The organism is Glycomyces sp. NPDC050141 (genome assembly GCF_055586545.1).
In genome coordinates this window covers 1-21,987 of record NZ_JBVJHZ010000030.1, presented here as the reverse complement: position 1 = coordinate 21,987, position 21,987 = coordinate 1, and the positions used below count along the sequence as shown (strand labels likewise).

Sequence of the window (21,987 nt, the reverse complement as noted above, 5' to 3'; positions counted from 1 at the left end):
GCTAGCTCCCCCGGTACGTGGAGTAGGCGAAGGGGCTCAGCAGGAGCGGCACGTGGCTGTGGCCCGCTGGGGCGGTGAAGCTGATCTCGACCTCCGGGTAGAACGTGTCGATGTCTCGGGCGGCGAACCAGTCGCCGGTGGCGAACCTGATCCGGTGCGGGCCGGGCGTCGTGGCCCAGCCGGTGATGCGGCCGTCAGCGTTCGTGGCGGCCGTTTGTACGGCGGTCCAACCGTCGCCTTCCTGCTTGAGGAGGGTGACGTGGACGCCTGCGGCGGGGCGGCCCGCGACGGCGTCGAGGACGTGGGTGGAGACGGTGGACTCGCTCACGGCCGCACCGCTTTCTCCAGGCGGAGCGCCACGATTTTCCGCAGTTCGCCGACGGCCTCGCGGTGCTCGACCGCATCGGTGCTGCCCAAGCGGCGCTTGGCTTCGGCGAGGATCGCCTCGGCGGTGAGGCCGGTCGCGCAGATGAGGAAGACCCGCCCGAAACGCCGCTCGTAGGCCGAGTTCACCTCGGCGAGTTCGGCCCGCACCGCCTCGTCGGCGGCCAGCGCCCGGGACTGCTCGCCGCGCGACCAGCGGTCCTCGCCGGCGGGTTTGGGTTTCCCGATGGGGGCGTGGGCGGCGTGTGCGACCGCGAGTTCGGCGTCGTCGAGTTCGTCGAAGCCCGCGAGCGCGGCCGCTTGCAGCGCCGCGACGCTGCCGTAAGGGCGGCCGGAGGCGACCTTCTCGGCCCAGGCCCGCGAAGCGCAGCAGGCCGTCAGCGTCTCGACCGCGCCCTCGGGGTCGGCGGTGTTGAACGCTCCGAGAGTCCACATCGGCGCCTCCTCGTCCATGGTCCGCGGCACGAAACCGCCCTACGGTGTAAGTGAAGCGGAACGCGGGGCCCGGGGCTTCGTCTTCGGCTATGAAAGCTTCGTTTCCCCGCCGTTAAATGCTGGAGGATCGTCCAAAGGCCCCGGTCGGGCGGCGCTATGGTGGAGTTGCCTACCGCGTCCCGACGCGCCTGTGAAGGCCGGACCCCTGGGGGCCACACCATGCGACTCCGTTCACTGCTGCAGATGCCCGAGCTGGGCTTGACCCTGGTCTCGGGCCGCCACCACCTCGACCGCGAGATCCGGTGGGTCGTGCCGACCGACATGCACGACCCGCGCCGGTACCTGTCCGGCGGCGAGCTGGTGCTCACCGGCCTCATGTGGCGCCGGGCCGAGGCCGACTCGGATGCTTACGTGCGCAACCTGATCGCGGCGGGCGTGACGGCGCTCGGCGCGGGCGACCACCCCGAGTTCCCTTCCGTGCCGCACGATCTGGTGGACGCGTGCGCTCGCCACGACCTGCCGCTGTTCTCGGTGGACGCGGCGGTGGCGTTCGCGGAGATCACCGAGAAGATCGTGCAGCGGTTGTCGGTGGGGCGGTCGGGTGACCTGGCGTCGCTCCTGGACCGGCACCGGCGGCTCATCGCGGCCGACGGGATCGGGCAGATCCTCGAGCTGATCCGCAAGGAGCTGGGCATGGAGTGCCTGGTGCTCTCGCCCGCCGGGCGGGCGCTGCGCGGCGGGCTCGACCTCGGCGAGACCGATCGGGCCACGGTGGTGGCGCGGGCGCACGCCGCGGAACGCCTGCCGCAGAAGGTGACGCTCGACCGGCACCGGGCCTACTCGGTGTTCGGGATCGGCTCGACCCTCCACACCGGCCGGTTCCTGGTGATCGACGACGACCACACGCAGTGGGCCCCGGAGCGGCGGCTCGTCGCCGAGCAGCTCGCGGCCCTGCTCATGCTCGAACTGGACGACCCGGCGGTGCGGCCCGCGCCGCACGTGGAACTGGTGACCGCGCTCAAGGAGGGCCACGTCGAGGAGCACCTGATGCGCTCGGCGGGCCTGCCCGCGGGCGGGACGGTCACCGTCATCGCGGCCGTCGGCGAACCGGCGGCGCTGCGGGAAGTCGTTGTGGCCGAAGCGATCGCGGGCCAGGACGGCGACCCGCTCGGCCCGCGCATGGCGGCGTGGGCGACCCTCGGGGACGAGACCGTCGCGGTCCTCGCGGGCCCGGCCGGGTCCGCCGAGGAGCGCCCGAAGCTCCTCGAATGGTCGCGGCAGTGCGCGAAGGCCCTGTCAGGGCTCGGCGGGCACGGCGCGGTCAGCATCGGGTTCGCCGACCCCGTGCGCGCCCCCGCCGGACTGTGCGGGGCGCTCGAGCAGGCCCGGCACACCGCGGCGCTCGCGCAGCCGCGCCCCGGCGGCGTCGACGTCGCCGAACCCGACCACCTCGTGTCGCACCGGATGCTCCTCGCGGCGGTCCCGGCCGACGTCAGCAAGGCGTTCCGCACCCGCGTCCTCGACCCGCTCCTCGAATACGACGCCCGGCACCGCTCCGACCTGCTGCCGACCCTGCGGCGGTTCCTCGAGTGCGACGGCTCCTGGCGCCAATGCGCCGCGAGCCTCCACCTGCACGTCAACACCGTCCGGTACCGGATTCGGCGGGTCGAAGAGCTGACCGGCCGCGATCTGCGCAACCCCCTCGACCGGATGGACCTCGCCCTCGCGGTGAGCCTGGAGTGAACACGGCCCCGCCCGGGGCCGTGAAAAGGGGGGAACACATGAAGAACACCGCGGGCCTGGTGCTCGCCGCGGGCGCCGGACGGCGCTTCGGCGGACCGAAGGCCTTGGCCGAGTTCGACGGGCGCAGCCTGCTCGACCGGGCCGTCGCCACACTGCACGCGGGCGGGTGCCGCCAGGTGCTCGCCGTGCTCGGCGCCGGGGCCGAGCAGGCGCTCGCCGCCGCGACCGAGGCGTTCACGCCCGTGCTCAACCGGCGGTGGGGGCAGGGGCTCTCGACGTCGTTGAAGGCCGGGCTCGCGGCCGTGCCCGAGCGGTACGACGGGGTCGTGGTGACCCTGGTCGACCAGCCGCGCATCGTCCCCGAAGCGGTCCGGCTGGTCATCGGTGCCGCCGAGGAGGGCGCCGAGGTCGCCGTCGCCGTGTACGCGGGGCGGCGCGGCCACCCGATGTACTTCGCGCGCGAGCACCTGGACGCGATCGCCGCCGGGGCGGAGGGCGACCGGGGCGCTCGCGACTTCCTGGCCGCGAACCCGCAGCTGGTGCGGGAGATCGAATGCCCGGGCGACCCGCTGGACGTCGACACGCAGGCCGACCTGGAGGCGCTGACGCGGCCCGGCTCGGGCGGCCAGCACCTCATCCCTAGGTAGTCAGAGGCTCCGTGCCGCTGCCAGCGTCGTCAGTGGTGCGGTCAAAGACTAAGCGGCGAACCAGAGGTCGATCTCGCGCTTCGCGGACTCCTCCGAGTCCGAGGCGTGGATCAGGTTCTGCTGGTTGGAGACCGAGAGGTCGCCGCGGATCGTGCCCGGCTCGGCCTTGCGCCCGTCAGTGGCGCCGGCGAGCTTGCGCACCACCGGGATCGCCTCGTCACCGGAGACCACGAGGCTCACCAGGGGCCCGGAGGTCATGAAGTTTTTCAGGCCTTCGTAGTACTCGCGGCCCACGTGCTCGGCGTAGTGGGCGTCCGAGAGCGCGGCGTCCATCGTCCGCAGCCGCAGCTGCTCGACCCGCAGCCCCTTGCGCTCCAGACGGGACAGGACCTCGCCGATGAGCCCGCGCCGGACGGCGTCGGGTTTGATCAGGACGAGCGTGCGCTGTTCGGCCACGGGAGGACTCCTCGAAAGTGTCAGTCGGATTCTGGCTGCCATCGTAAGGGATGTTGTGTCCGTTGCCTCACCCACGTACGATTCACGTTGCAACCCGGTTCTCCCAGTTGTGGATGAGGTGTCCCCGATGGCACGTGGCAGCCAACCCCCGAGGCCGTCCCCTTCCAAGTCGCCCAGCAGGGGCGGCGCGAAAGGCGGGGCCGCGCGCGGCGGCGCGAAAGGCACCGCCAAGGGCGGTGCACCGAAGAAGGCGCAGGCAGGCGGCGTCCGCAAGGCCGCGCCCGCGAAAGCGATGCCCCGCACCGGACGGCAGCCGGTGGGACGGGGCGCGACGGCCGAGCAGCTGCGCCAGCAGCGGCTCATGCTCGACCAGCAGCGCCGGTCCCGCGAGGCCCGCTGGTGGGCGATCAACCAGAACGCCCTGAAAGACCTGCACTCCCGCCAGCACCACTCGGCGGGCGGCGAGGCGATCGGCACGACCCTCAACGGCGACAGGCGGATGCGGTGGCGCACCTCCCACGCGGTCGGCGCCATCACTTTACTGGTTGTCTCCCTTTTCCTGGCCTCCATGGCGGTCGGCGCGCAGAGCGTCGGCATCGCCGTGGCCGCGTTCACCTGCTTCGCGGGCTGCATCGCGTTCGTCACCGTCGAGCACTCGGCGCGCCGCTTCCCGCAGCCGGTCCCGGCGCCGCCGCTCATCGGGCAGCACCGGCTCGAAGACCTCATCGTCGAGGACGACCCGCCGCGCCCGGCCCCGGTGAAGCAGCCGGCCCCGGCGGCGACGCTCGACGACCTGTTCGAGCCCGCCCCGCGCGCTGAGGCGCCGCCGGAGCCGGTGAAGCAGGCTGCGGCCGCCGCGCCGGTCCGCGCGCCCGAACCGCCGCCCGCCGTCGTCATCGTCGAACCCGCCGAGCCCGCCGCGGCCCCGGTCGAGCCGCCCGCCCCCGGGCAGCGGCACATCACCGAACCGGTCGACGCCGAACTCGTCGACGACGACATCGCAAGCGGCGCAGTGGAAGACGCGCCCGCGACCGAGCCCGAACCGCTGGGCCCTGTCGCCGAGTCCGCGCCGCAGAACGACGCGGCGCCGTCCCCGGGCCAGGCGTTCACGCTGCCCACCGACCGGATCGGCGGCAGCGGCTACGGCTCGGCCGGGACAGCGGAGACCGCGCCACCGCCCGCACCCGAGGCGACGCCGCCGAAGGGGCCGATCGCCGAAGCCGTCACCAAGCTCAAGTCCCCGCCCCGGCAGCGGACCTCCACCGAAGGCAGCAGCCTCGCCCACGACCTGGCCGAACTGCTCCTGTCCGAACAGCGGCTGGGCGGCACCGACGTCACCGACGTCGCCGCCACCCTCGTCGTCGCCGACCTGCAGCGGTCCGTCGAGTTCTACACGGACACACTCGGACTCCACATCGCCGACCGCACCGAAGAGGCCGCCGTCCTCGACGCCGGTTTCGGCAAGATCCTCCTGTGGGAGCGGCCCGACGCGCCTCCCGGCGAGACCGGGGTCATGCACCTGACCTTCGAGGTCGGCGACATCGACGCCACGTTCGCGGAGATGAACGAGGCCGGCGTCGAGTTCCTGCACCTGCCGCGCACCGCGCTGCTCGGCCAGAACTACCAGATGCGGGCCGCGGCCTTCCGCGACCCGGACGGCCACGGCCTGGCCATCACCGAGCACCGGGAGCGCGACTAGGAGCCTTCCCGCCCAAGTGAAGAGGAGCGCATACCCATGCTTGTCGTCGGCGAGATCCACACCGCGCTGCTGCCGCACTCGCGCCCGCTCACGCCCGAGGAGGCCCGCGCCGCACTCGCGCTCGCCGTCGGCGAGACCGTCGTCCAATGGGCCCGGCCCGTCCCGCACACCTCCTCCCCGACGCTCCTGCACGGCGTCGACTGCCGGCTCCCGTTGGGCCCCAAGCCCGACAGCCAGCACGCCGACGCCGACGACCGCAACGGGTCCCTGCGCGCCGTCGGCTCCGTCGCCTCCCGCGCCGTCCTCACCGGCGGGCAGCTCCTGCAGGGCTCCGCGTGGGCCGCCGTGTCGCTCTCGCAGCACCCGCGGCGCATGCCCTGGTCGTACTACCTCGCCCGGCCAGGGACGCTGGAGACGATCGGGAAGTTCGACGCACACCGCCTCGCCGAGGGGTACCTGGTCGCCGAACGCCGCGCCGACCGCGCGAAACTCCTCGACACCGCCGCCGTCGCCCGCCACTCCATCCACGACGTGCTCGCCCGCCCCATGTTCGACCAGCGCCCGCCCATCAAGACCGGCTCCACCCGGCTGCGCTGGGCCGCCATCACCGACCCGGACGCGGGCCAGACCGTCGCGTTCCGCGTGGCGGGCAACGACAGGCGCCGCCTGCACATCGTCACCGGACCCGTCGACCCCGAGCAGGTCGCGGCCGCCGCCGAGGACCTCGCCGTCCACGACTGGCTGCTCACCGCCGTCGCCGCCCGCGTCGCACTTGCCAAGATCGGCGAGGACGCCCGGCACACGCTGCGCACGCTCCGGCCCGTCGTCGACCACCTCCTGCACCTGTGGTCGGCCGGCGCCCGCACCTCCCCCGACCTCGAATTCATGTGGGACGCACTCGAAAAGCGCCCCGGACTCACCAGGCAGTGGACGACGATGACCGAGCGCGTGCGCTCCCAGATCGACTACGGCGCGGCCGACCTCGCCGCGCAGATCCTCGACCTGGTCGAGAACCGCCAGAGACAGGGCGGCGGCTCCGGCAGTTCCTACCGCCTCTAGAGCGGGCCCTGGAAGATGTAGCTGAGGCGGTCGACGAGCTCGTCGGGGAGGACCATGCCCTCGCGTTCGGCCGATTTGCGGATGATCTCGATCGCGCTCGCCTCCGGGCGGACGGACCCGCAGATGACGCGGACTGCGTGCTCGACCTCGAGGTAGTTCACCGAGAGGATCGAGACCGTGCGGTAGGCCGGGAACGGGAACGCGCCCGGCTCGAGCTGCAGGATCGGCGGCATGGCGGCCCAGGTCTCGGGGAAGCGGGCGCGCGCCGGGCGGTCGGGGTCGTGGCCGTGCTCGTCGGGGACGACGGCGGCGACCGCCTCGGGCACGCCGATGCGCTTGCCCTGGTTGCGGAGCACCCCGAGGCGCAGGAGCTGCCAGACGGCGGCGAGCATCGGGCAGGACCAGCGCCGCCCCTGCTCGCTGTCGCTCCACAGTTCGACGTCGAGGAACACCGAGTGGTCGCGTTTCGCGTTCTGGCTCGGCGGTTTCCACTGCTCGGGGACGCCCATCGCGATGCCCTTCGGCTTCGGGCTGGGCACGCCGTTGCAGAGCCAGCCGGAGCGGGCGACGGTGGGGCGGGAGCCGTTGGAGTCGGGCGGGGGCTCGAACACGATCCGGTCGGCCACGAGCCCCGCGAGCTCGAGCTGGTCCATCTGGGCGCAGGAGGATTCGCGGGCGAGGTAGTCGATGCGCAGCCCGGCGTCGGCCGCGGCCTCGGAGATGACGCTGATGAGCTCCTCGGGCGGGGGCATGCCCTGCTGGCTGTAGTCGTCGACGAGATAGCAGGTGCTCACGCGCGGGCGGCGCCCGCCGAGGCGCTTCGAGAGGGCCTCGGTAGTGCCGTGGACCCAGGCGGCCGCGGAGGCCATCTCGGCTTTGAGGGTGTCGGGGCGGGCGAGGTCGTCGGCGTAGAGGTGGCCCACCTCGATCGACAGGTGCGACATGCCGAAGCGCTCGGTCCGCTGCTTCGCGCTGGTCTCTTCGTACGTCATGCGTCCACTCCATCGGTGCCGCGGGCGGTGGCCCCAGGGCCCTTCAGAACAGCTCCTCGGCGGAGCGCACGGCCAGTTCGGAGAAGGCCCTGACCGTCTCGTGGTTGGCGATGTCGAGCGCGACGGTGTCGGCGTCGGTGATGATCTGCTCGCGCCATTGCAGGACCGGGTCGAGCGGGACCGATCCGAGGAGGTTCATGCGGCCGAGTTTGAGGCGGGCGGCCATCTGGTGGAGGTCCGCGTCGATCTTGCGCAGCCAGCGGACCTGGGTGGGTTTGAGCCCGGCGAGGTCGGCGCCGTCGGGGTCGACGACGGCGGTGCGCACGTAGCGGATCGAGGCGAGGAGCTTGCGCTGGTAGTCGTCGCCGAGGGCCTTGGCGGTCTCGATGAGGCCCCTTTCGCCGTAGACGAGGGAGTGGGCGGCGATGACGTGCTGCTTCGTCCAGCGGTGGTAGACGATCCAGCGCCAGGGGAGGTTCGCGAGCTCGGGGCGGGCGGTGGCGGCCATGACCATCTCGGTGGCGTGGGAGCGGCCCGCGGAGAGGTCGACGATGACGAGGTCGAATTCGCGGGAGAGCTCCTGGAGGAGGTTCACGCATTTGTCCACTGTGGTGTCGTCGCCGGGGAACTCGGAGCCGTCGGCGTCGCCGGGGCAGAGCACGAGGTCGCCCGCGCCGTCGGGCCGGGCCTGGAGTTCGTCGCGGTCGCTGGTGGCCCAGACGGAGTGGCGTTCAGACTCGGAGGCGAGGCCCTGGAGGTACTCGTGGACGCCGTTGCCGTGGGTGCCGTGCTCGAGGTCGTCGATGGCGAAGATCGCGCCCGCGGTGGGCGAGCCGAAGTCGAAGTCCACATAGCACACGTTGGCGCCCTGGATCGCGCGGCGGTAGGCGAGGTTGCAGGAGGAGACCGACCGCCCCGTGCCGCCCTTGTCCGAGGTCGCGAACAGCAGCATCGTCACACTCCGGTCTCGGCGTCGCGCCCGGCCGCGATGAGCCGGTCGAGGTCGTTGAGGGCCTTGATGACGAGCGCGAACGCGGTGCCGGGGCGCTCGTCGACGACCTCCTTGGCGTGGCGGATCGTCAGCCCCACCGAGCGGATCTCCTGCGCGAGTGCGGGGCCGGCGTTGCCGGAGCCGCGCAGCAGCTCCTGGTCGTAGACGTGCTCGGCCTCGACGAGGAGTTCGTGCGCCAGATCCTCGAGGCTGCGGGAGCGGGCCGGTTCGGAGGTCGCGAACTGGGCCGCGAGGACCATCGACTCCACGACGCGGATCGTGAAGTGCCAGGACGGGTCCTCGAACCAGTTGGCGAGCTCGCCGTAGACCTGCTTCGGCTGGTCCCACAGGCGGGCGGCGGTGCCCTCGCGGATGCGCCTGCGCGCCAGGTGGTCCCACACGAGGTCGGCCACTTCGAGCAGTTCCGCGCGGGACTCGATCGTGACGAGGAGGCTCGCGGCGTGGTAGAGGCGCTTGAGCAGCAGCGGCGCGAAGTCGACCATGTTCCAGACCATGGGCGGGCCGTCGAGCTTCTCGATGCCGGCGAGTTCGGACTTCACACCGGGGAAGTGCGTCTCGATGGCGCGGTCCCCGACGAGGGCGCGGCGGGTGATGCGGCCCCGGTTGGCGAGTTCGACGAGGACGTCGCCGAGGCGGATGAGGTCGTCGTCGCCGCCGCGGGAAGCACCGAAGTTGTCGGTGGCGACCGCGCACACCAGCAGCGAGTAGTAGTCGTACTCCAGGCCGTCGGTGGTGCGCCAGGGGACGTCCTCGAGGGGCCATTTCGAGCCGCCGCCGAAGGAGGCGACCATCGCCCAGTAGCTGCGGGTGACGTCCATGCGCAGCTGCAGCGACTGGGCGAGGCGCTGCTCCTCCTCGGTGAGGAGGTTGCGGCGCATGACCCTGGGCGAGAACAGCGCCTGGATCGCCTCGAGGGCGACCACGGTGAAGTACAGGTACGGGGCGTCCTCGGCGCGTCCGGCGCGCTGCGTGGAGGTGTCCGATACATCCGGGATGTCCGGGGCCTTCTCCACGACCGACCAGGACCAGCCGATCTCGAAGAGCTTCGTGGGGGCCTCGACGCCGGCCGTGCCGCCCGAGCCGACGGTGATGGTGCGCAGTGTGGCGATGATGTCGTTCGCGCTCTCGCGGAAGCGGCGCACGATCTTGCGGTCGGCCTGGCCGTCGACGTTGATGAGGGCGATGAGCTGGCGGCCGAACTCGTCGTCGGCGTCGAAGGTGGACACCGCGAAGGAGCGCAGCAGGCCCGTGATCGCGCCGAGGAGGCGCCGGTGGATGGTCTGCTGCGCCTCCTCCAGCTCCCGGCTGAGGTCGCCGCGGCCCATGCGGTCGACCGTCGGCTGGAAGTCGGCGAGGAACGACAGGGAGGTGAGGCACAGGGGGATCGCGAGCGCGAACCCCTCGGTGACGTCGACCGCGCGCTGCTCCGGGTTGGCTTTCTGGGTGCGGTCCTTGCGGTGCATGTTGGAGCCGCCGGAGTAGACGGGCACGCCGTCGCCGTCGACGTGCTTCTCCATGTAGTTCTTGACCAGGCGCATGATCCGGATGGGGATCTCCACGGCGTCGCCGAGGCCGGAGAGCGCTTCGAGGACGGCGTCGCTCGTGGCGTCGGGGTCGGCGTAGCGCAGCTCGGAGAGTTCCTGCGCGGGGTACAGCAGGCACAGCAGCTGCTGGGCGTCGCCCACGGCGTCGGACTGGTTGCGGCCGCCCCAGTGCCAGACTTTGCGCTTGCCGCCGTCCTCGGGCGCGCGCCAGCTGTAGGCCACCTGGGCCCGCCAGATGTCGAGGAGCTGTTGCCGAGGCTGCATCTTCACAGGGGATCACCGCCGAGCGCTCACAGGGCCGAATCGGACAGGTCCACTATCGCACGCCCATGTGACACAAACAGACTCGCAGAACGTGTTTTGTCGGTTACCCGACAGATCGGAAGCGTCCGCGGCAGGGGCTTCGGGCGTCCTATGAGTAGGGTCGGCAAACCGGGCGTACCGGTACCCTTCAGGCGCAAGGAGTCGCGATGGTCGAGCTGGTCTTGGCGGGGGTCATCGTCGCCGCCGTCGCCGCCGCGGCCCTCGCCACGGGCATCCGCGACCGCCGCCGCCGCAGGGCCGAACGCCTTGCGGCCGAAGCGGACCGCGAGCCGCGCGGCGAACCGATCCCCGGCGGGTGGCCCGGCGGCAGTAGCGTGGAACGCCGGTCCCCCACCCCTTGAGGAGTTCGCATGGAATCCGGTTTCGTGTTCGTCCTGGTGGCGTTCGGCGTCATCATCCTCATCGCCGCCATCGCCGCAGGCGGCGCTTCGCAGCAGCGCAAGGGCGGCGGGCGGTACCACCACGACTCGTCGGGCGCCAGCAGCTACGGCATGGGTTACACCGGCTCGTCCGACAGCGGATCGAGCGGCAGCGGCGGCAACGACTGCGGTCCCGGCTACTCCGGCAGCAGCTGGGGCGGCGACTCAGGCGGCGGAGGCGGCGACTGCGGCGGCGGAGGCGGCGAATGAGCCGCCGTCAGGCCTTGAGTTCGTAGACGCTGCAAGGAACCTCGTAGCCCGGGACCACCGTCTCGCGCTCCAACGACATGCCCAGCTTCTCGGCCACCCGGATCGAGGCGCTGTTCTCACTGTGGATGCACGAGACGACCCGGTCGAGTCCGAGTTCGCCGAACGCGAACCCGATCACGGCCCGCGCGGCCTCGGGCGCGTAGCCGCGGCCCCAGCGGTCGCGGCCGATCCGCCAGCCGACCTCGGTCACCGGCAGGATCTCCGGGAGGAACGTCGGGACCGCGAGGATGCCCAGGCCGACGACGTCGCCGGTCGCCTTCTCGCACACGGCGAACGCGCCCCAGCCGTGCTCGTCCCAGTGCCCGGCCACTTTCGCGGTCAGGGCCTCGGTCTGCTCGGGCGTGCGGGGGCCGCCGTCGCCGATGTAGCGCATGACCTCCGGGTCGGCGTTGATAACGGCGAGGGCTTCAGCATCGCTGTTCGCCAAGGGGCGCAGCAGGAGCCGTTCGGTCTCGAGTTCGGTCATCGTTTCGGGGGCCTTCCGAGAGCGGTCTTGACGTACCAGCAGTAGGCCCACACCAGGCCGAAGACGATCCCGGCCGCGCCGAGCGACCAGTGGATGCCCCAGCAGGCGATGAGCGCGACCTGCACGACCGCGCCAGCGGGCCACACCCACGGGCGTTTCGTCATGCCCGCCAAGGCGATGCAGGCGACAGTCAGGATGAGAACAGCGACGATCGCGGCCGTCGCGTCGTCCAGGATCATCCGCATCGGGACGATCGCCAGCAGCAGCGCGAGCGCTTCGAAACCCAACGCCATCGCGGCGAGGCTGCGCGCGGCCCGCTCCGGGTTCCGCAGGCCCGAACGGGTGTCGTCCTGCTGCACGTCGTCGTCAGCCACGGCGGCCCACCAGGAGCTTGCGGGCGTCGGCGACGGTGAACACCGAGCCGGTGATGAGGACGCCGCCGCCGGACTCGTAGATGTCGTCGGCCTCCTCGGCGAGCTCGATGCCGCGCGCGACGGCGTCATGGAGGTGCGGGAGCACCGTGACGCGCTCCTCGCCGAAGATCTCCTTCGCGATCTTCGCGAGCGTCGCCGCGGGCATCGCCCGGTCCGAAGAGGACTTAGTGATCACGATCTCGTCGAGCAGCGGCTCGAGGAGTTCGAGCATGTGGTCGGTCTCCTTGTCCGCCAGCATGCCCACGACCCCGACGAGCTTGCGGAAGTTGAACTCCTCCTCGACGGCCTTCGTCATGGCCTCCATGCCCGCCGGATTGTGCGCGGCGTCCAGGATCACCGTCGGCGCCGTCCGCACGACCTCCAGGCGGCCCGGCGAGGAGAACTCCGCGAACGCCTGCCCGACCACCTCGGCGTCGAGGGCCTTCGGCTCGCCCGCGCCCAGCAGCACCTCCACGGCCGCCAGCGCCAGCGCGGCGTTGTGCGCCTGGTACTCGCCGTGGAGCGGCAGGAACAGGTCCTGGTAGCGGGCCGCGCGCGTCTCGATCGTGATGAGCTGGCCGCCGACTGCGACCTCGCGCGCGGTGACCTCGAAACCGCGGCCCTCGGGCACGAGCTTCGCGCCGACCGCGTTGGCGCGGCGCAGCAGCGGCTCCATCGCCGAGCGCTCCTGCGTCGAAGTGACGAGCGTCGAGCCCTCGTGGACGATCCCGGCCTTCATCGTCGCGATCTCGGCGAGGGTCTCGCCGAGCCACTTCGTGTGGTCGATCCCGATAGGCGTGACGACCGCGACCTCGGCGTTCAGGATGTTCGTCGAGTCGGTCTCACCGCCGAGGCCCACTTCGATGACGCCCACGTCGATCGGCGTGTCCGCGAAGGCGCCCATGGCGAGCGCGACGGTCATCTCGAAATAGGTGAGCGGCTCGGAGGCGTCGCGGTCGACGAGCTCGGCGAGCGGCGCGATCTCGTAGTACTGGGCGGCGAGCTTGTCGGGGCTGATCGGCTCGCCGTCGATGTTGATGCGCTCGTTGACGCTGTTGAGGTGCGGCGACGTGAACATGCCCGTGCGCAGGCCGTGCCCGCGCAGGAGCCGCTCGATCATGCGCGAGGTCGAGGTCTTGCCGTTCGTGCCCGTGATGTGGATCGAGCGGAAGGACCGCTGCGGGTCGCCCATCATGTCGAGCAGCTGCTTGATGCGGTCGAGCGTGAAGTCCCAGCGGGAGAACCCGCGGGCTTCCAGGAGCGCTTCGACTTGCGCCAATTCGGCGTTCAACTATTTCCCCCTATAAGAAGGAGGGCGGCCGCCCTCGCGGGCGGCCGCCTCCGTACTACGCCAGTCGTTCGAGCTGCGCCGAGATGCGCGCGATGTCGGCCTCGGCGGTCGCCTTGCGCGCCTTGATCTTGTCGACCACGGCGTCGGGCGCCTTCGCCAGGAACGCCTCGTTGCCGAGCTTCCCCACGGTCCCCGCCAGCTCCTTCTCGGCGGCCTTGAGGGCCTTGTCGAGACGGGCCCGCTCGGCGGCCACGTCGATCGTGCCCGACGTGTCGAGCGCGACGATGACCTGGGAGGACACCGCGAGTTCGGCGGTCGGCGCGAAGTCCTCGGTCACGGGGTCGAGCTTCGCGAACGCGCGGATCAGCCACTCCTGGTCGGCCAGGCCGGCCGCGTCGAGGCCGGTGATGCGCGCGGCCACCCGCTGGCCGGGCTTCACGCCCTGGTCCGAGCGGAAGCGGCGGACCTCCACGACCACGTGCTGCATCGCGGCCACGAGCCGTTCGGCCTCCTCGTCCGCACCGGACGGCGTCGGCCAGGCGGCCACCGTGAGCGAGTCGCCGCGCTCCTCGCCGCCGGTGAGGGTCAGCCACAGCTCCTCCGTGACGAACGGGATCACCGGGTGCAGCAGGCGCAGCAGCTGGTCGAACACGTGGCCGAGCACCCGGCGGGTGTCCTCGGCCGCCTGGCCGCCGCCGCTGAGCACCGGCTTGGTCAGCTCCACGTACACGTCGAACACGTCGTCCCACGCGAAGTGGTAGAGCACGTCCATCGCCTTCGCGAACTCGTACTGCTCCAGCAGCGCGTCCACCGTCGCCACGGTCCCGGACAGGCGCGAGAGCACCCAGCGGTCGACCAGCGAGAGGTCCTGCGGCAGTTCGCCTTCCACCGTCGCGCCGCTCATGAGCGCGAACCGGGTCCCGTTCCACAGCTTGTTGCAGAAGTTCCGGGCGGTCTCGGCCAGCGCGATCGAGGCGATGCCGTCCGCGCCCGGGTTCGCGTCGCGGGCGAGCATGAACCGCAGCGCGTCCGCGCCGTACTGGTCCACGATCTCGAGCGGGTCGATGCCGTTCCCGAGGGACTTCGACATCTTCCGCCCCTGCTCGTCGCGCAGGAGCCCGTGCAGGACCACCTCCGCGAACGGGGCCTTGCCCATCGCGTAGGTCCCGAACATCATCATCCGGACCACCCAGAAGAAGATGATGTCCCAGCCGGTGATGAGCGCGGCCGTCGGATAGAACTTCTCCAGCGCGGGGGTCTGCTCGGGCCAGCCGAACGTCGAGAACGGCCACAGGCCCGACGAGAACCACGTGTCGAGCACGTCAGGGTCCTGCGTGTACCCCTCGGGGGCGGTCTCGCCCGGGCCCACGCAGATCTCTTCCCCGTTGGGGCCGTACCAGATCGGGATGCGGTGGCCCCACCACAGCTGGCGCGAGATGCACCAGTCGAGCAGGTTGTCCACCCACGAGAAGTAGCGCTTCTCCATCTCCGGCGGGTAGATCTTCGTCTCGCCGCTGCGCACGGCGTCGCCCGCCATCTTGGCCAGGCGCTCCACCTTCACGAACCACTGGAGCGACAGGCGCGGCTCCACCGTGGTGTCGCAGCGTTCGCAGTGCCCGACCGCGTGCATGTACGGGCGCTTCTCGGCCGTGATGCGGCCCTCGGCGCGCAGCGCGGCGGCGATCGCCGAGCGGGCCTCGAAACGGTCGAGCCCCTGGAACGGGCCGTGGGCGGTGATCACGCCGCGCTCGTCCATGATGAGGATCGACGGCAGGCCGTGGCGCTGGCCGATCGCGAAGTCGTTCGGGTCGTGCGCGGGCGTCACTTTCACGGCGCCGGTGCCGAACTCGGGGTCGACGTGGGCGTCGGCCACGATCGGGATGCGGCGGCCCGTGAACGGCACCTCCACAGTGGTGCCGAGCAGGTGCCGGTAGCGCTCGTCGTCGGGGTGGACGGCCACGGCGGTGTCGCCGAGCATGGTCTCCAGGCGGGTCGTGGCCACCACGATGGCGTTCTCGCCGTCGCCGTAGCGCATCGACACGAGCTCGCCCGCGTCGTCCTGGTGCTCCACCTCGGCGTCCGACAGGGCGGTCATGCAGCGCGGGCACCAGTTGATGATGCGCTCGGCGCGGTAGATCATGCCGTCGTCGTACATCTTCTTGAACATCGTCTGCACGGCGCTGGAGAGGCCCTCGTCGAGGGTGAACCGCTCGCGGTCCCAGTCGACGCCGTCGCCGATCTTCTTCATCTGCGAGGTGATGCGCTCGTGGTAGGTGTCCTTCCACTCCCACACCTTGTCCACGAAGCCTTCGCGGCCGAGGTCGTGGCGGGACAGGCCCTCCTTGTCGGCGAGCTGGCGCTCCACCACGTTCTGCGTCGAGATCCCGGCGTGGTCGGTGCCCGGCAGGAACAGGGCCTCCTTGCCGCGCATGCGCTCGCGGCGCACCATCCAGTCGATGAGGGTGTGGTTGAGCGCGTGGCCGAGGTGGAGCTGGCCGGTCACGTTCGGCGGCGGGATCACGATGGCGTAGGGCTCGCGGTCGGAGTCGTCGGCAGCCTTGAAGCGACCGTCGGCTACCCACTGCTCGTAGCGCCGCGCCTCTACTTCTACGGGCGCGTACGTCTTCGAGAGCTGGGTTTCCATGTCCGGTGTCTTCTTCGCTGCGTCTGTCACCCGTCAAGTGTAAGGAGCGCGCACGCAGGTATGCGAAGCGGTTTACGCGGTGTCGCCCAGAACCCTTCGCGCCGCCTCGGCCACGTCCGTGTCGCCGTTCGCGACCTGTTCGGCCAGGGCCTCGGGGACGTGGAAGCGGCGGCGCAGCTCGGCGTCGACGCGGGCGCGGATCTCGGCGGCGGCGCGGCGCCTGCGGTGGTCGGCGAGGTGGTCGCCGCCCGCGAGCCAGTCGCGGTGCTTGCCGATGGCCGCCACGAGGTCGTCGATGCCCTTGGCCTCGGAGGCGACGGTGGTGCAGATCGGCTGGCGCCACTCGCCGGGTTCGCGGCGGACGAGGCTCATGAGGGCGCGCAGGTCGCGCACGGTGCCTTCGGCGCCGGGCCGGTCGGCCTTGTTGACCACGTACACGTCCGCGATCTCCACGACCCCGGCCTTGACGGCCTGGATGCCGTCGCCCATGCCGGGCGCGAGCAGCAGCAGCGTCGTGTCGGCGAGCGCGGCGATCTCGACTTCGGCCTGGCCGACGCCGACGGTCTCGACGATGACGACGTCGAAGCCGAGCCCTTCGAGGACGCGCACGGCGGCGCCCGTGGTGGCCGCGAGCCCGCCGAGGTGGCCGCGGGTCGCGATCGAGCGGATGTAGACGCCGTCGTCGAGGGCGTGGTCGGCCATGCGCACGCGGTCGCCGAGGATCGCGCCGCCGCTGAAGGGGCTGGAGGGGTCCACCGCGAGCACGCCGACGCGAAGGCCCGCTTCGCGCCACGCGCCGATGAGTGCCGAGACGAGCGTCGACTTGCCGACGCCGGGCGAGCCGGTGACGCCCACGACCGTGGCGTCCCCGCCCGTGACGAGGCGGGAGACCTCGGGGGCGTCGGCCGTGCCGTTCTCGACGGCCGTGATGAGGCGGGCGGTGGCCCGGCGGTCTCCCGCGCGGGCCGCCGCCACCAGGTCTGAGACCTGCATCAGGCTCCCTTGAGGACGATCGCGTCGCCTTGGCCGCCACCGCCGCACAGGCCCGCCGCACCGAGCTGGCCGGGGCCGAGCTGGCGGGCGAGGGTCTGGGCGAGGCGCGCCCCGGAGGCCCCGATCGGGTGCCCGAGCGCGATCGCGCCGCCGTCGGGGTTGACCTTCTCCAGGTCGACGCCGAGGGTCTCGGCCGAGGCGAGCACGACGGCCGCGAACGCCTCGTTCATCTCGACCACGTCGAGGTCCGAGGCCGCGACGCCGGCCGCGTTCAGGGCCTTCGTGATCGCATTGGCGGGCTGGTCGAGCAGCGAGTTGCCGGGCCCGGCCACGGTGGCGTACGCCAGGATCTCGGCCGTCCAGGTCCAGCCGTTCGCGATCGCGGTCGACTTCTTGCACAGGACGAGCGCGGCGGCGCCGTCGGAGATCTGCGAGGCCGTGGCGGCGGTGATGGTGCCGTTCTCGGTGAACGCCGGGCGCAGCTGCGCCAGGCCGGCGGCGGTGGAGTCGGGTCGGACGCCCTCGTCGGCGTCCACGAGGCCCTTGCGGGTCTCGACCGGGGTGATCTCCTCGGCGAGCCGCTCGGCGGCCTTCGCGGCGCGCTGGTGCGAGTAGGCGGCGAAACCGTCCTGGTCCTCGCGGGTGATCGAGCGGCCCTTCAGGTGGCGCTCGGTGGACTCGCCCATGGAGATGCCGTCGTAGGCGTCGGTGAGGCCGTCGTAGGCGAGGTGGTCGATGAGCACGGTCTCCCCGTACTTGAAGCCGCGGCGCGAACCGGGCAGCAGGTGCGGGGCGCGGCTCATCGACTCCATGCCCCCGGCCACGACCACCTCGGCGGCGCCGCCCTGCAGCAGGGAGTCGGCGAGGCCGACCGCGGTCAGGCCCGAGAGGCAGACCTTGTTGACCGAGAAGGACGGGATGCTCATCGGCAGTCCGGCGGCGACGGCGGCCTGGCGGGCGGGGTTCTGGCCGCAGCCCGCGGGCAGGACCTGCCCGAGGACGACCTGGTCCACCTGTTCGGGGGCCACGCCGGCCCGTTCGAGTGCCGCCCGGATCGCGGTCCCGGCCAGATCGGTGGCGGGGATGTCGCCGAGCGCGCCGTTGAAGCGCCCGATGGGTGTCCGGGCACTGGCGAGGATGACGGTGTTGTCGTCGTTCATTGAAGGACCTCCGTTGGTCTATACCCTCGATGTTATGACGTTCACTGAGGGAATCGGCTTGCGGCGCATCGATCACGTCGGGATCGCGGTCCCGGACCTGGACAGCGCCCTGGAGCTCTACACCGGGACGCTCGGCGGGACCGAAGTGCACCGCGAGGCCAACGAGGCGCAGGGGGTCGTCGAGGCGATGGTCGCGTGGCCCGAGGGCGGCGCGCAGGTGCAGCTGCTCGCGCCGCTCGGCGAGGCGTCGCCGATCGCGAAGTTCATCGGGTCGAAGGGGCCGGGCCTCCAGCAGCTGGCGTTCACCGTCGCGGACGTCGAGGCGGCGGCCGCCGCGCTGCGGGCAAAGGGGTGCCGGCTCCTGTATGACGAAGCACGCCAAGGCACCGCGGGCTCCAAGATCAACTTCGTGCACCCGCGGGACGCCGGGGGCGTCCTGGTCGAACTCGTCGAACCCGCTTAGGGCCCTTGCAGGTCAGGCCGTAGCGCCGCCGTCACTGTCCGATAGACGACTCCATTCGGGTGACACCTGGAGGACACCGAAACTTCACCAGGCACGAGTTCCGTGTCGTTTCAAGGATTTCGCCCGATTTGCGGCTAGTGTTGCGGGTGGTTCGCCCTCCACAAACCCCTGACCTTGCTGTCGACATTCGCGGTCGCGTCTGCAAGTATTGGTCCATGTCGCAGCAGCCCTCCAGCAGTACCTTTTTCGACAACGACCAATCGGTGCCGGAATTCCCCGTCCAGTTGCGGGGTTACGACCGTCACCAGGTGGATGAGTTCATCTCGAAGAACCTCGGCAAGCTGAAGCAGACCGAGTCGCAGCGGACCGAGGCCGAGCAGCGGATGACGGACGCCCAGCGTCGTCTGCGCCAGGCCGAGCAGCGCATCCAGGGCCTTGAGCAGCGTCTCGCCGAGCAGCAGAAGCAGCTCGAGGAGAACACCCGCCCCACGCTCTCCGGGCTCGGCACCCGGGTCGAGCAGATCCTGCGGCTGGCCGAGGAGCAGGCCAACGAGCACCGCGCCGAGGCCAAGCGCGAGACCGAGGGCATCCTCTCGGCCGCCCGCCTCGAATCCCGCGAGATCACCGACGCCGCCCGCGGCGAGGCCGGCTCCCTGAAGCAGAACGCCGAGCGCGAAGCGAACACCCTGCGCACGCAGGTCGAGCGCGAGGTCGCCGAGCTGCGGACCAACGCCCGCCGCGAATGCGAGACCCTCCGCGCCGACGCCGAGCGCGAGACCAAGCAGCTGCGCACCGCCACCGGTCACGAAGTGGCCGAGCTCAAGGCGTCCGTCGAGCGCGAGGTCGCGACCCTCCGTGCCACGGCCGACCGCGAGATCACCCAGCTGCGCGCCAAGGCCGCCCGCGAGGCGGAGGAGAAGCGCGCCGAGGCCGCGAAGCTCTTCGCCGAGGCGAAGGAGAAGCGCGACAAGGACCTCCAGGCCCTCGACCTCGAACTGGCCGAGCGCAAGGAGAAGGCCGAGCGCGAGGAGTCCGACCGCCACACCCGCGCGGTCGCCGAGACCCAGAAGCTCGTCTCCGACGCCGAGAACCGCGCCCGCGACGCCGAAGAGCGCGCCAAGGCCGCGGAGACCCGCGGCGAGGAGAAGCGCTCCGAGGCGGACAACTACGCGCAGGAGACCACCAGCAAGGCCAAGAAGGACGCGCAGAAGGCCGTCGCCGACGCGAAGTCCGAGGCCGAGCGGCTGCTGGCCGACGCCAAGTCGGACGCCGAGCGCGTCACGACCGACGCCGAGACCAAGGTGGCCGAGCTCACCGCGAAGCGGGACCAGGTGCAGGAGACCCTGCGCAACCTCAGCGGTCTGGTCAGCGGCGCCCTCGGCGGTGCCCTTGGGCAGCAGGGCGACGACAAGTAGAAAAACAGGACGACAAGTAAACCTGGCGAATCCGCGTTACCGTCGAAGTCTGCGACAGTGAAGAATGATCGCAGGCGTAGGTCGACGGTGGAGGAACCACAGCTTCGGCCGCGTCCCGTCACATCCGGTCCCTTGCCGGTAGTGGCGGGACGCGGCTTACGTGAGGATGAGGGTATGGCGCGTGAAGACAGACTGGACGACTCGGAACTGCTGACCGGATTCAACGAGGGTGGACCCGTCGAGTACGAGTTCGAGACCGCCTTGCGCGGATACGACAAGGGACAGGTCAAGCGGTTCCTGCAGCAGATGCAGCTCCAGATGGACACCCTCGCGGGAGAACGGGCCGAGGCGGTCGCCCAGATCGACCGGCTGGTCATCCAGATCCAGCAGCTCCAGGCCCAGATCCAGGAGCTGCGGCGGCGCAGCGCCGCGGGCGACAAGGCCTCCTACCGGCACCTGGGCGTGCGCATCGAGCACATGCTGACCCTCGCCGAGGAGCAGGCCGAGGAGATCAAGGCCAACGCCCAGGCGCAGACCCAGCACCTGCACCACCACGCCGACAACCGCCTCCGCGAGGCCGAGGCGCAGATCGAGCAGGCCCGCAAGGACTTCGAGACCACGCTGAAGGCCCGGCGGGCCGCCGCCGAGAAGGCCGAGGCCGACCGGCGCGCGATCATCGACGCCGAGATCAACAAGCGGGCCCGCGAAGCCCAGGCCATGGTGGACCAGGCGAAGGAGCGCTCGGCCGCCCTCGTGGCCGAGGCCGAGCAGGACGCCGAGAACAAGCGCGCCGCCGCTGACGAGCAGACCCGGCAGCTGGTCGCTCACGTCGAACGCCTCCGCGCCGAGGCCCAGCAGCTCAAGGACGACGCGACCCTCGCGTCCGAGCAGGCGATCAGCGAGGCCCGCGAGAAGGCCGACCGCATCGCCGCCGAAGCCGACGCCGAGGCCGAGCGCAAGCGCGCCGAGCACGAGGCCGAACTGCGGGACCTGCGCACCGAGGCCGTCGAGAACCTCGAGAAGTTCAAGCAGGAGACCGAGACCTTCGCGCAGACCGTCCGCACCGACGCCGAGAACGAGGCCACGCGGGTGCGGGCCGAGGCCGCCGACAACGCGACCCTGACGCGCACCGAGGCCGCCGACGAGGCCAAGCGGCTCCGCCTGGACGCCCAGCGGCGCCTGGAGGAGGCCGAGGCCGAGGCGCTGCGGCTCTCCACCGAGACCGACGAGAAGGTCGCGAAGCTCGCCGCCGAAGCCGAGGAGGCGGCGCGCCTGGAGCGCGAGGCCGCCGAGGCCAGCGCGCTGCGGCTCGCCGAGGAGACCGAGCGCGAGACCCAGCGCCTGCGCGAGGAGGCGGCCGACGCGTCCCGCAAGGAGCGCGAGGCGGCCGAGGTCGCGGCCCGCAAGCTGGGCGAGGACACCGCCGCCGAGGTCAAGCGCGTGCGCGAGCACGCCGCGGCCGAGGCCGAGCGGGTCACCGCCGAGGCGGCCGGGGAGGCGACGAAGCTGCGCGAGAACGCCGACCGGGCGAAGGTCGAGGCCGAGGCCGAAGTGGAGCAGGCCCGCGCCCAGCTGGCCGAGATCGAGGCCGAGCGCGAGCGGCTGCTCGCCGAGGCCAAGGCCGAGGCGGCCCGCATCCTCGAAGAGGCGGGGCTGGAGGCCGAGCAGGTCCGGTCAGAGCGCGACCAGTACGTGTCGGAGGCCGAGAAGAAGGCCGACAACGCGAAGCGCCGCGCCGAGGAGCTCTCGAAGTCCGCCAAGCAGACCGCGCGGCGCGACTCCGAGGCGATCCTGGCCACGGCCCGGGCGCAGGCGAAGAAGCTCGTCGAGGAGGCCCGCGCGGGCCGCACCGAGGAGCCGGCCAAGGCCGCCGAGCAGGCGGCCCAGGAGGCGCCCGCGCAGGACGCGGCCGTCAACAAGCCGGCCGCCAACGGCCGCAAGCGCCCGCAGGGCAACGGCAAGCAGACCAGCGAGGCGGCCGAGAAGGTCGCGTCCTCGTAAGCACGAAGTGAAAGGGCCCGGTGCGGATATCCGCACCGGGCCCTTTCACTTGCCGTGGAAACGGGGAGGGGGGGGGGGGGGGGGGGGGGGGGGGGGGGGGGGGGGGGGGGGGGGGGGGGGGGGGGGGGGGGGGGGGGGGGGGGGGGGGGGGGGGGGG

General features: G+C 71.7%; 21 protein-coding genes. 9 read left to right on the top strand and 12 right to left on the bottom strand.

The features are described 5' to 3' along the window. Position 1: 1 nt before the first annotated feature. Both uraH and uraD read right to left on the bottom strand, forming a co-directional pair. The gene (gene uraH, locus ACZ60M_RS17785; protein WP_465419357.1) at positions 2 to 328 is read right to left on the bottom strand and encodes a hydroxyisourate hydrolase; all 327 of its coding nucleotides are present in this window, start codon (positions 326 to 328) and stop codon (positions 2 to 4) included. Next, the gene (gene uraD / locus ACZ60M_RS17780; protein WP_465419355.1) at positions 325 to 819 is read right to left on the bottom strand and encodes a 2-oxo-4-hydroxy-4-carboxy-5-ureidoimidazoline decarboxylase; all 495 of its coding nucleotides are present in this window, start codon (positions 817 to 819) and stop codon (positions 325 to 327) included. Before uraD ends, uraH begins: the two co-directional genes overlap by 4 nt. A 219-nt stretch (positions 820 to 1,038) precedes the next feature. On the opposite strand from uraD, the gene ACZ60M_RS17775 reads away from it, so the two are divergent. Beyond that, complete coding sequence (locus tag ACZ60M_RS17775) at positions 1,039 to 2,562, top strand: PucR family transcriptional regulator (RefSeq protein WP_465419354.1); 1,524 nt, start codon at positions 1,039 to 1,041, stop codon at positions 2,560 to 2,562. Positions 2,563 to 2,600: 38 nt separating this feature from the next. Further along, entirely contained in the window at positions 2,601 to 3,209 is a 609-nt protein-coding gene (locus ACZ60M_RS17770) for a nucleotidyltransferase family protein (RefSeq protein WP_465419353.1), read from the top strand. 48 nt (positions 3,210 to 3,257) lie between these two features. On the opposite strand, the gene ndk is transcribed toward ACZ60M_RS17770, so the two are convergent. After that, positions 3,258 to 3,707, bottom strand: a complete 450-nt coding sequence (gene ndk, locus ACZ60M_RS17765; RefSeq protein WP_465419351.1) for a nucleoside-diphosphate kinase — start codon at positions 3,705 to 3,707, stop codon at positions 3,258 to 3,260. An 85-nt stretch (positions 3,708 to 3,792) separates the two neighbouring features. On the opposite strand from ndk, the gene ACZ60M_RS17760 reads away from it, so the two are divergent. Both ACZ60M_RS17760 and ACZ60M_RS17755 read left to right on the top strand, forming a co-directional pair. Further along, positions 3,793 to 5,364 carry a VOC family protein gene (locus ACZ60M_RS17760; protein WP_465419349.1) on the top strand — a complete coding sequence of 524 codons (1,572 nt, stop codon included), beginning with the start codon at positions 3,793 to 3,795 and terminating at the stop codon, positions 5,362 to 5,364. 36 nt (positions 5,365 to 5,400) lie between these two features. Next, the gene (locus tag ACZ60M_RS17755; protein ID WP_465419347.1) at positions 5,401 to 6,423 is read left to right on the top strand and encodes an SCO2521 family protein; all 1,023 of its coding nucleotides are present in this window, start codon (positions 5,401 to 5,403) and stop codon (positions 6,421 to 6,423) included. On the opposite strand, the gene ACZ60M_RS17750 is transcribed toward ACZ60M_RS17755, so the two are convergent. The 3 genes from ACZ60M_RS17750 to ACZ60M_RS17740 are packed head-to-tail and all read right to left on the bottom strand — an operon-like array spanning position 6,420 to position 10,235. Continuing rightward, entirely contained in the window at positions 6,420 to 7,415 is a 996-nt protein-coding gene (locus ACZ60M_RS17750; RefSeq protein WP_465419345.1) for an SCO2522 family protein, read from the bottom strand. The two genes, ACZ60M_RS17755 and ACZ60M_RS17750, sit on opposite strands and share 4 nt — an antisense overlap. Positions 7,416 to 7,458: 43 nt before the next feature. Continuing rightward, the gene (locus ACZ60M_RS17745; RefSeq protein WP_465419343.1) at positions 7,459 to 8,367 is read right to left on the bottom strand and encodes an SCO2523 family variant P-loop protein; all 909 of its coding nucleotides are present in this window, start codon (positions 8,365 to 8,367) and stop codon (positions 7,459 to 7,461) included. 2 nt (positions 8,368 to 8,369) lie between these two features. Beyond that, complete coding sequence (locus ACZ60M_RS17740) at positions 8,370 to 10,235, bottom strand: SCO2524 family protein (protein ID WP_465419341.1); 1,866 nt, start codon at positions 10,233 to 10,235, stop codon at positions 8,370 to 8,372. 206 nt (positions 10,236 to 10,441) lie between these two features. On the opposite strand from ACZ60M_RS17740, the gene ACZ60M_RS17735 reads away from it, so the two are divergent. Together ACZ60M_RS17735 and ACZ60M_RS17730 are read left to right on the top strand one after the other, a co-directional pair. After that, positions 10,442 to 10,636, top strand: coding sequence for a hypothetical protein (locus ACZ60M_RS17735; RefSeq protein ID WP_465419340.1), 195 nt, complete (start codon positions 10,442 to 10,444; stop codon positions 10,634 to 10,636). 9 nt (positions 10,637 to 10,645) lie between these two features. Beyond that, positions 10,646 to 10,924, top strand: coding sequence for a hypothetical protein (locus ACZ60M_RS17730; RefSeq protein ID WP_465419338.1), 279 nt, complete (start codon positions 10,646 to 10,648; stop codon positions 10,922 to 10,924). A 7-nt stretch (positions 10,925 to 10,931) separates the two neighbouring features. Here ACZ60M_RS17730 and ACZ60M_RS17725 read toward each other — a convergent pair whose 3' ends face one another. From ACZ60M_RS17725 to ACZ60M_RS17700, 6 genes are all read right to left on the bottom strand, one after another. Continuing rightward, the gene (locus ACZ60M_RS17725) at positions 10,932 to 11,450 is read right to left on the bottom strand and encodes a GNAT family N-acetyltransferase (RefSeq protein ID WP_465419337.1); all 519 of its coding nucleotides are present in this window, start codon (positions 11,448 to 11,450) and stop codon (positions 10,932 to 10,934) included. Then, positions 11,447 to 11,824: a DUF4233 domain-containing protein gene (locus tag ACZ60M_RS17720; RefSeq protein WP_465419335.1), complete on the bottom strand. Its 378-nt coding sequence runs from the start codon at positions 11,822 to 11,824 to the stop codon at positions 11,447 to 11,449. Before ACZ60M_RS17720 ends, ACZ60M_RS17725 begins: the two co-directional genes overlap by 4 nt. Beyond that, complete coding sequence (locus tag ACZ60M_RS17715; RefSeq protein ID WP_465419334.1) at positions 11,817 to 13,154, bottom strand: bifunctional folylpolyglutamate synthase/dihydrofolate synthase; 1,338 nt, start codon at positions 13,152 to 13,154, stop codon at positions 11,817 to 11,819. The genes ACZ60M_RS17720 and ACZ60M_RS17715 overlap by 8 nt, the downstream gene beginning before the upstream one ends. A gap of 55 nt (positions 13,155 to 13,209) precedes the next feature. Beyond that, on the bottom strand, positions 13,210 to 15,798 hold the full coding sequence (locus ACZ60M_RS17710; RefSeq protein ID WP_465419418.1) for a valine--tRNA ligase: 2,589 nt from the start codon (positions 15,796 to 15,798) through the stop codon (positions 13,210 to 13,212). A gap of 72 nt (positions 15,799 to 15,870) precedes the next feature. Further along, the gene (meaB, locus tag ACZ60M_RS17705; protein WP_465419332.1) at positions 15,871 to 16,791 is read right to left on the bottom strand and encodes a methylmalonyl Co-A mutase-associated GTPase MeaB; all 921 of its coding nucleotides are present in this window, start codon (positions 16,789 to 16,791) and stop codon (positions 15,871 to 15,873) included. After that, complete coding sequence (locus ACZ60M_RS17700) at positions 16,791 to 17,951, bottom strand: acetyl-CoA C-acyltransferase (RefSeq protein ID WP_465419330.1); 1,161 nt, start codon at positions 17,949 to 17,951, stop codon at positions 16,791 to 16,793. The genes meaB and ACZ60M_RS17700 overlap by 1 nt, the downstream gene beginning before the upstream one ends. 34 nt (positions 17,952 to 17,985) lie before the next feature. On the opposite strand from ACZ60M_RS17700, the gene mce reads away from it, so the two are divergent. The 3 genes from mce to ACZ60M_RS17685 all read left to right on the top strand — a co-directional run bounded on the left by mce (position 17,986) and on the right by ACZ60M_RS17685 (position 21,830). After that, positions 17,986 to 18,414 (top strand): methylmalonyl-CoA epimerase, encoded by a 429-nt coding sequence (gene mce, locus ACZ60M_RS17695; RefSeq protein ID WP_465419328.1) that lies wholly within the window; start codon positions 17,986 to 17,988, stop codon positions 18,412 to 18,414. 215 nt (positions 18,415 to 18,629) lie between these two features. Beyond that, a complete protein-coding gene (locus ACZ60M_RS17690; protein ID WP_465419326.1) occupies positions 18,630 to 19,829 on the top strand; it encodes a cell division protein DivIVA in 1,200 nt (399 codons plus the stop codon). A gap of 174 nt (positions 19,830 to 20,003) precedes the next feature. Continuing rightward, positions 20,004 to 21,830 carry a DivIVA domain-containing protein gene (locus tag ACZ60M_RS17685; protein ID WP_465419324.1) on the top strand — a complete coding sequence of 609 codons (1,827 nt, stop codon included), beginning with the start codon at positions 20,004 to 20,006 and terminating at the stop codon, positions 21,828 to 21,830. The last annotated feature ends 157 nt before the right edge of the window (positions 21,831 to 21,987 follow it).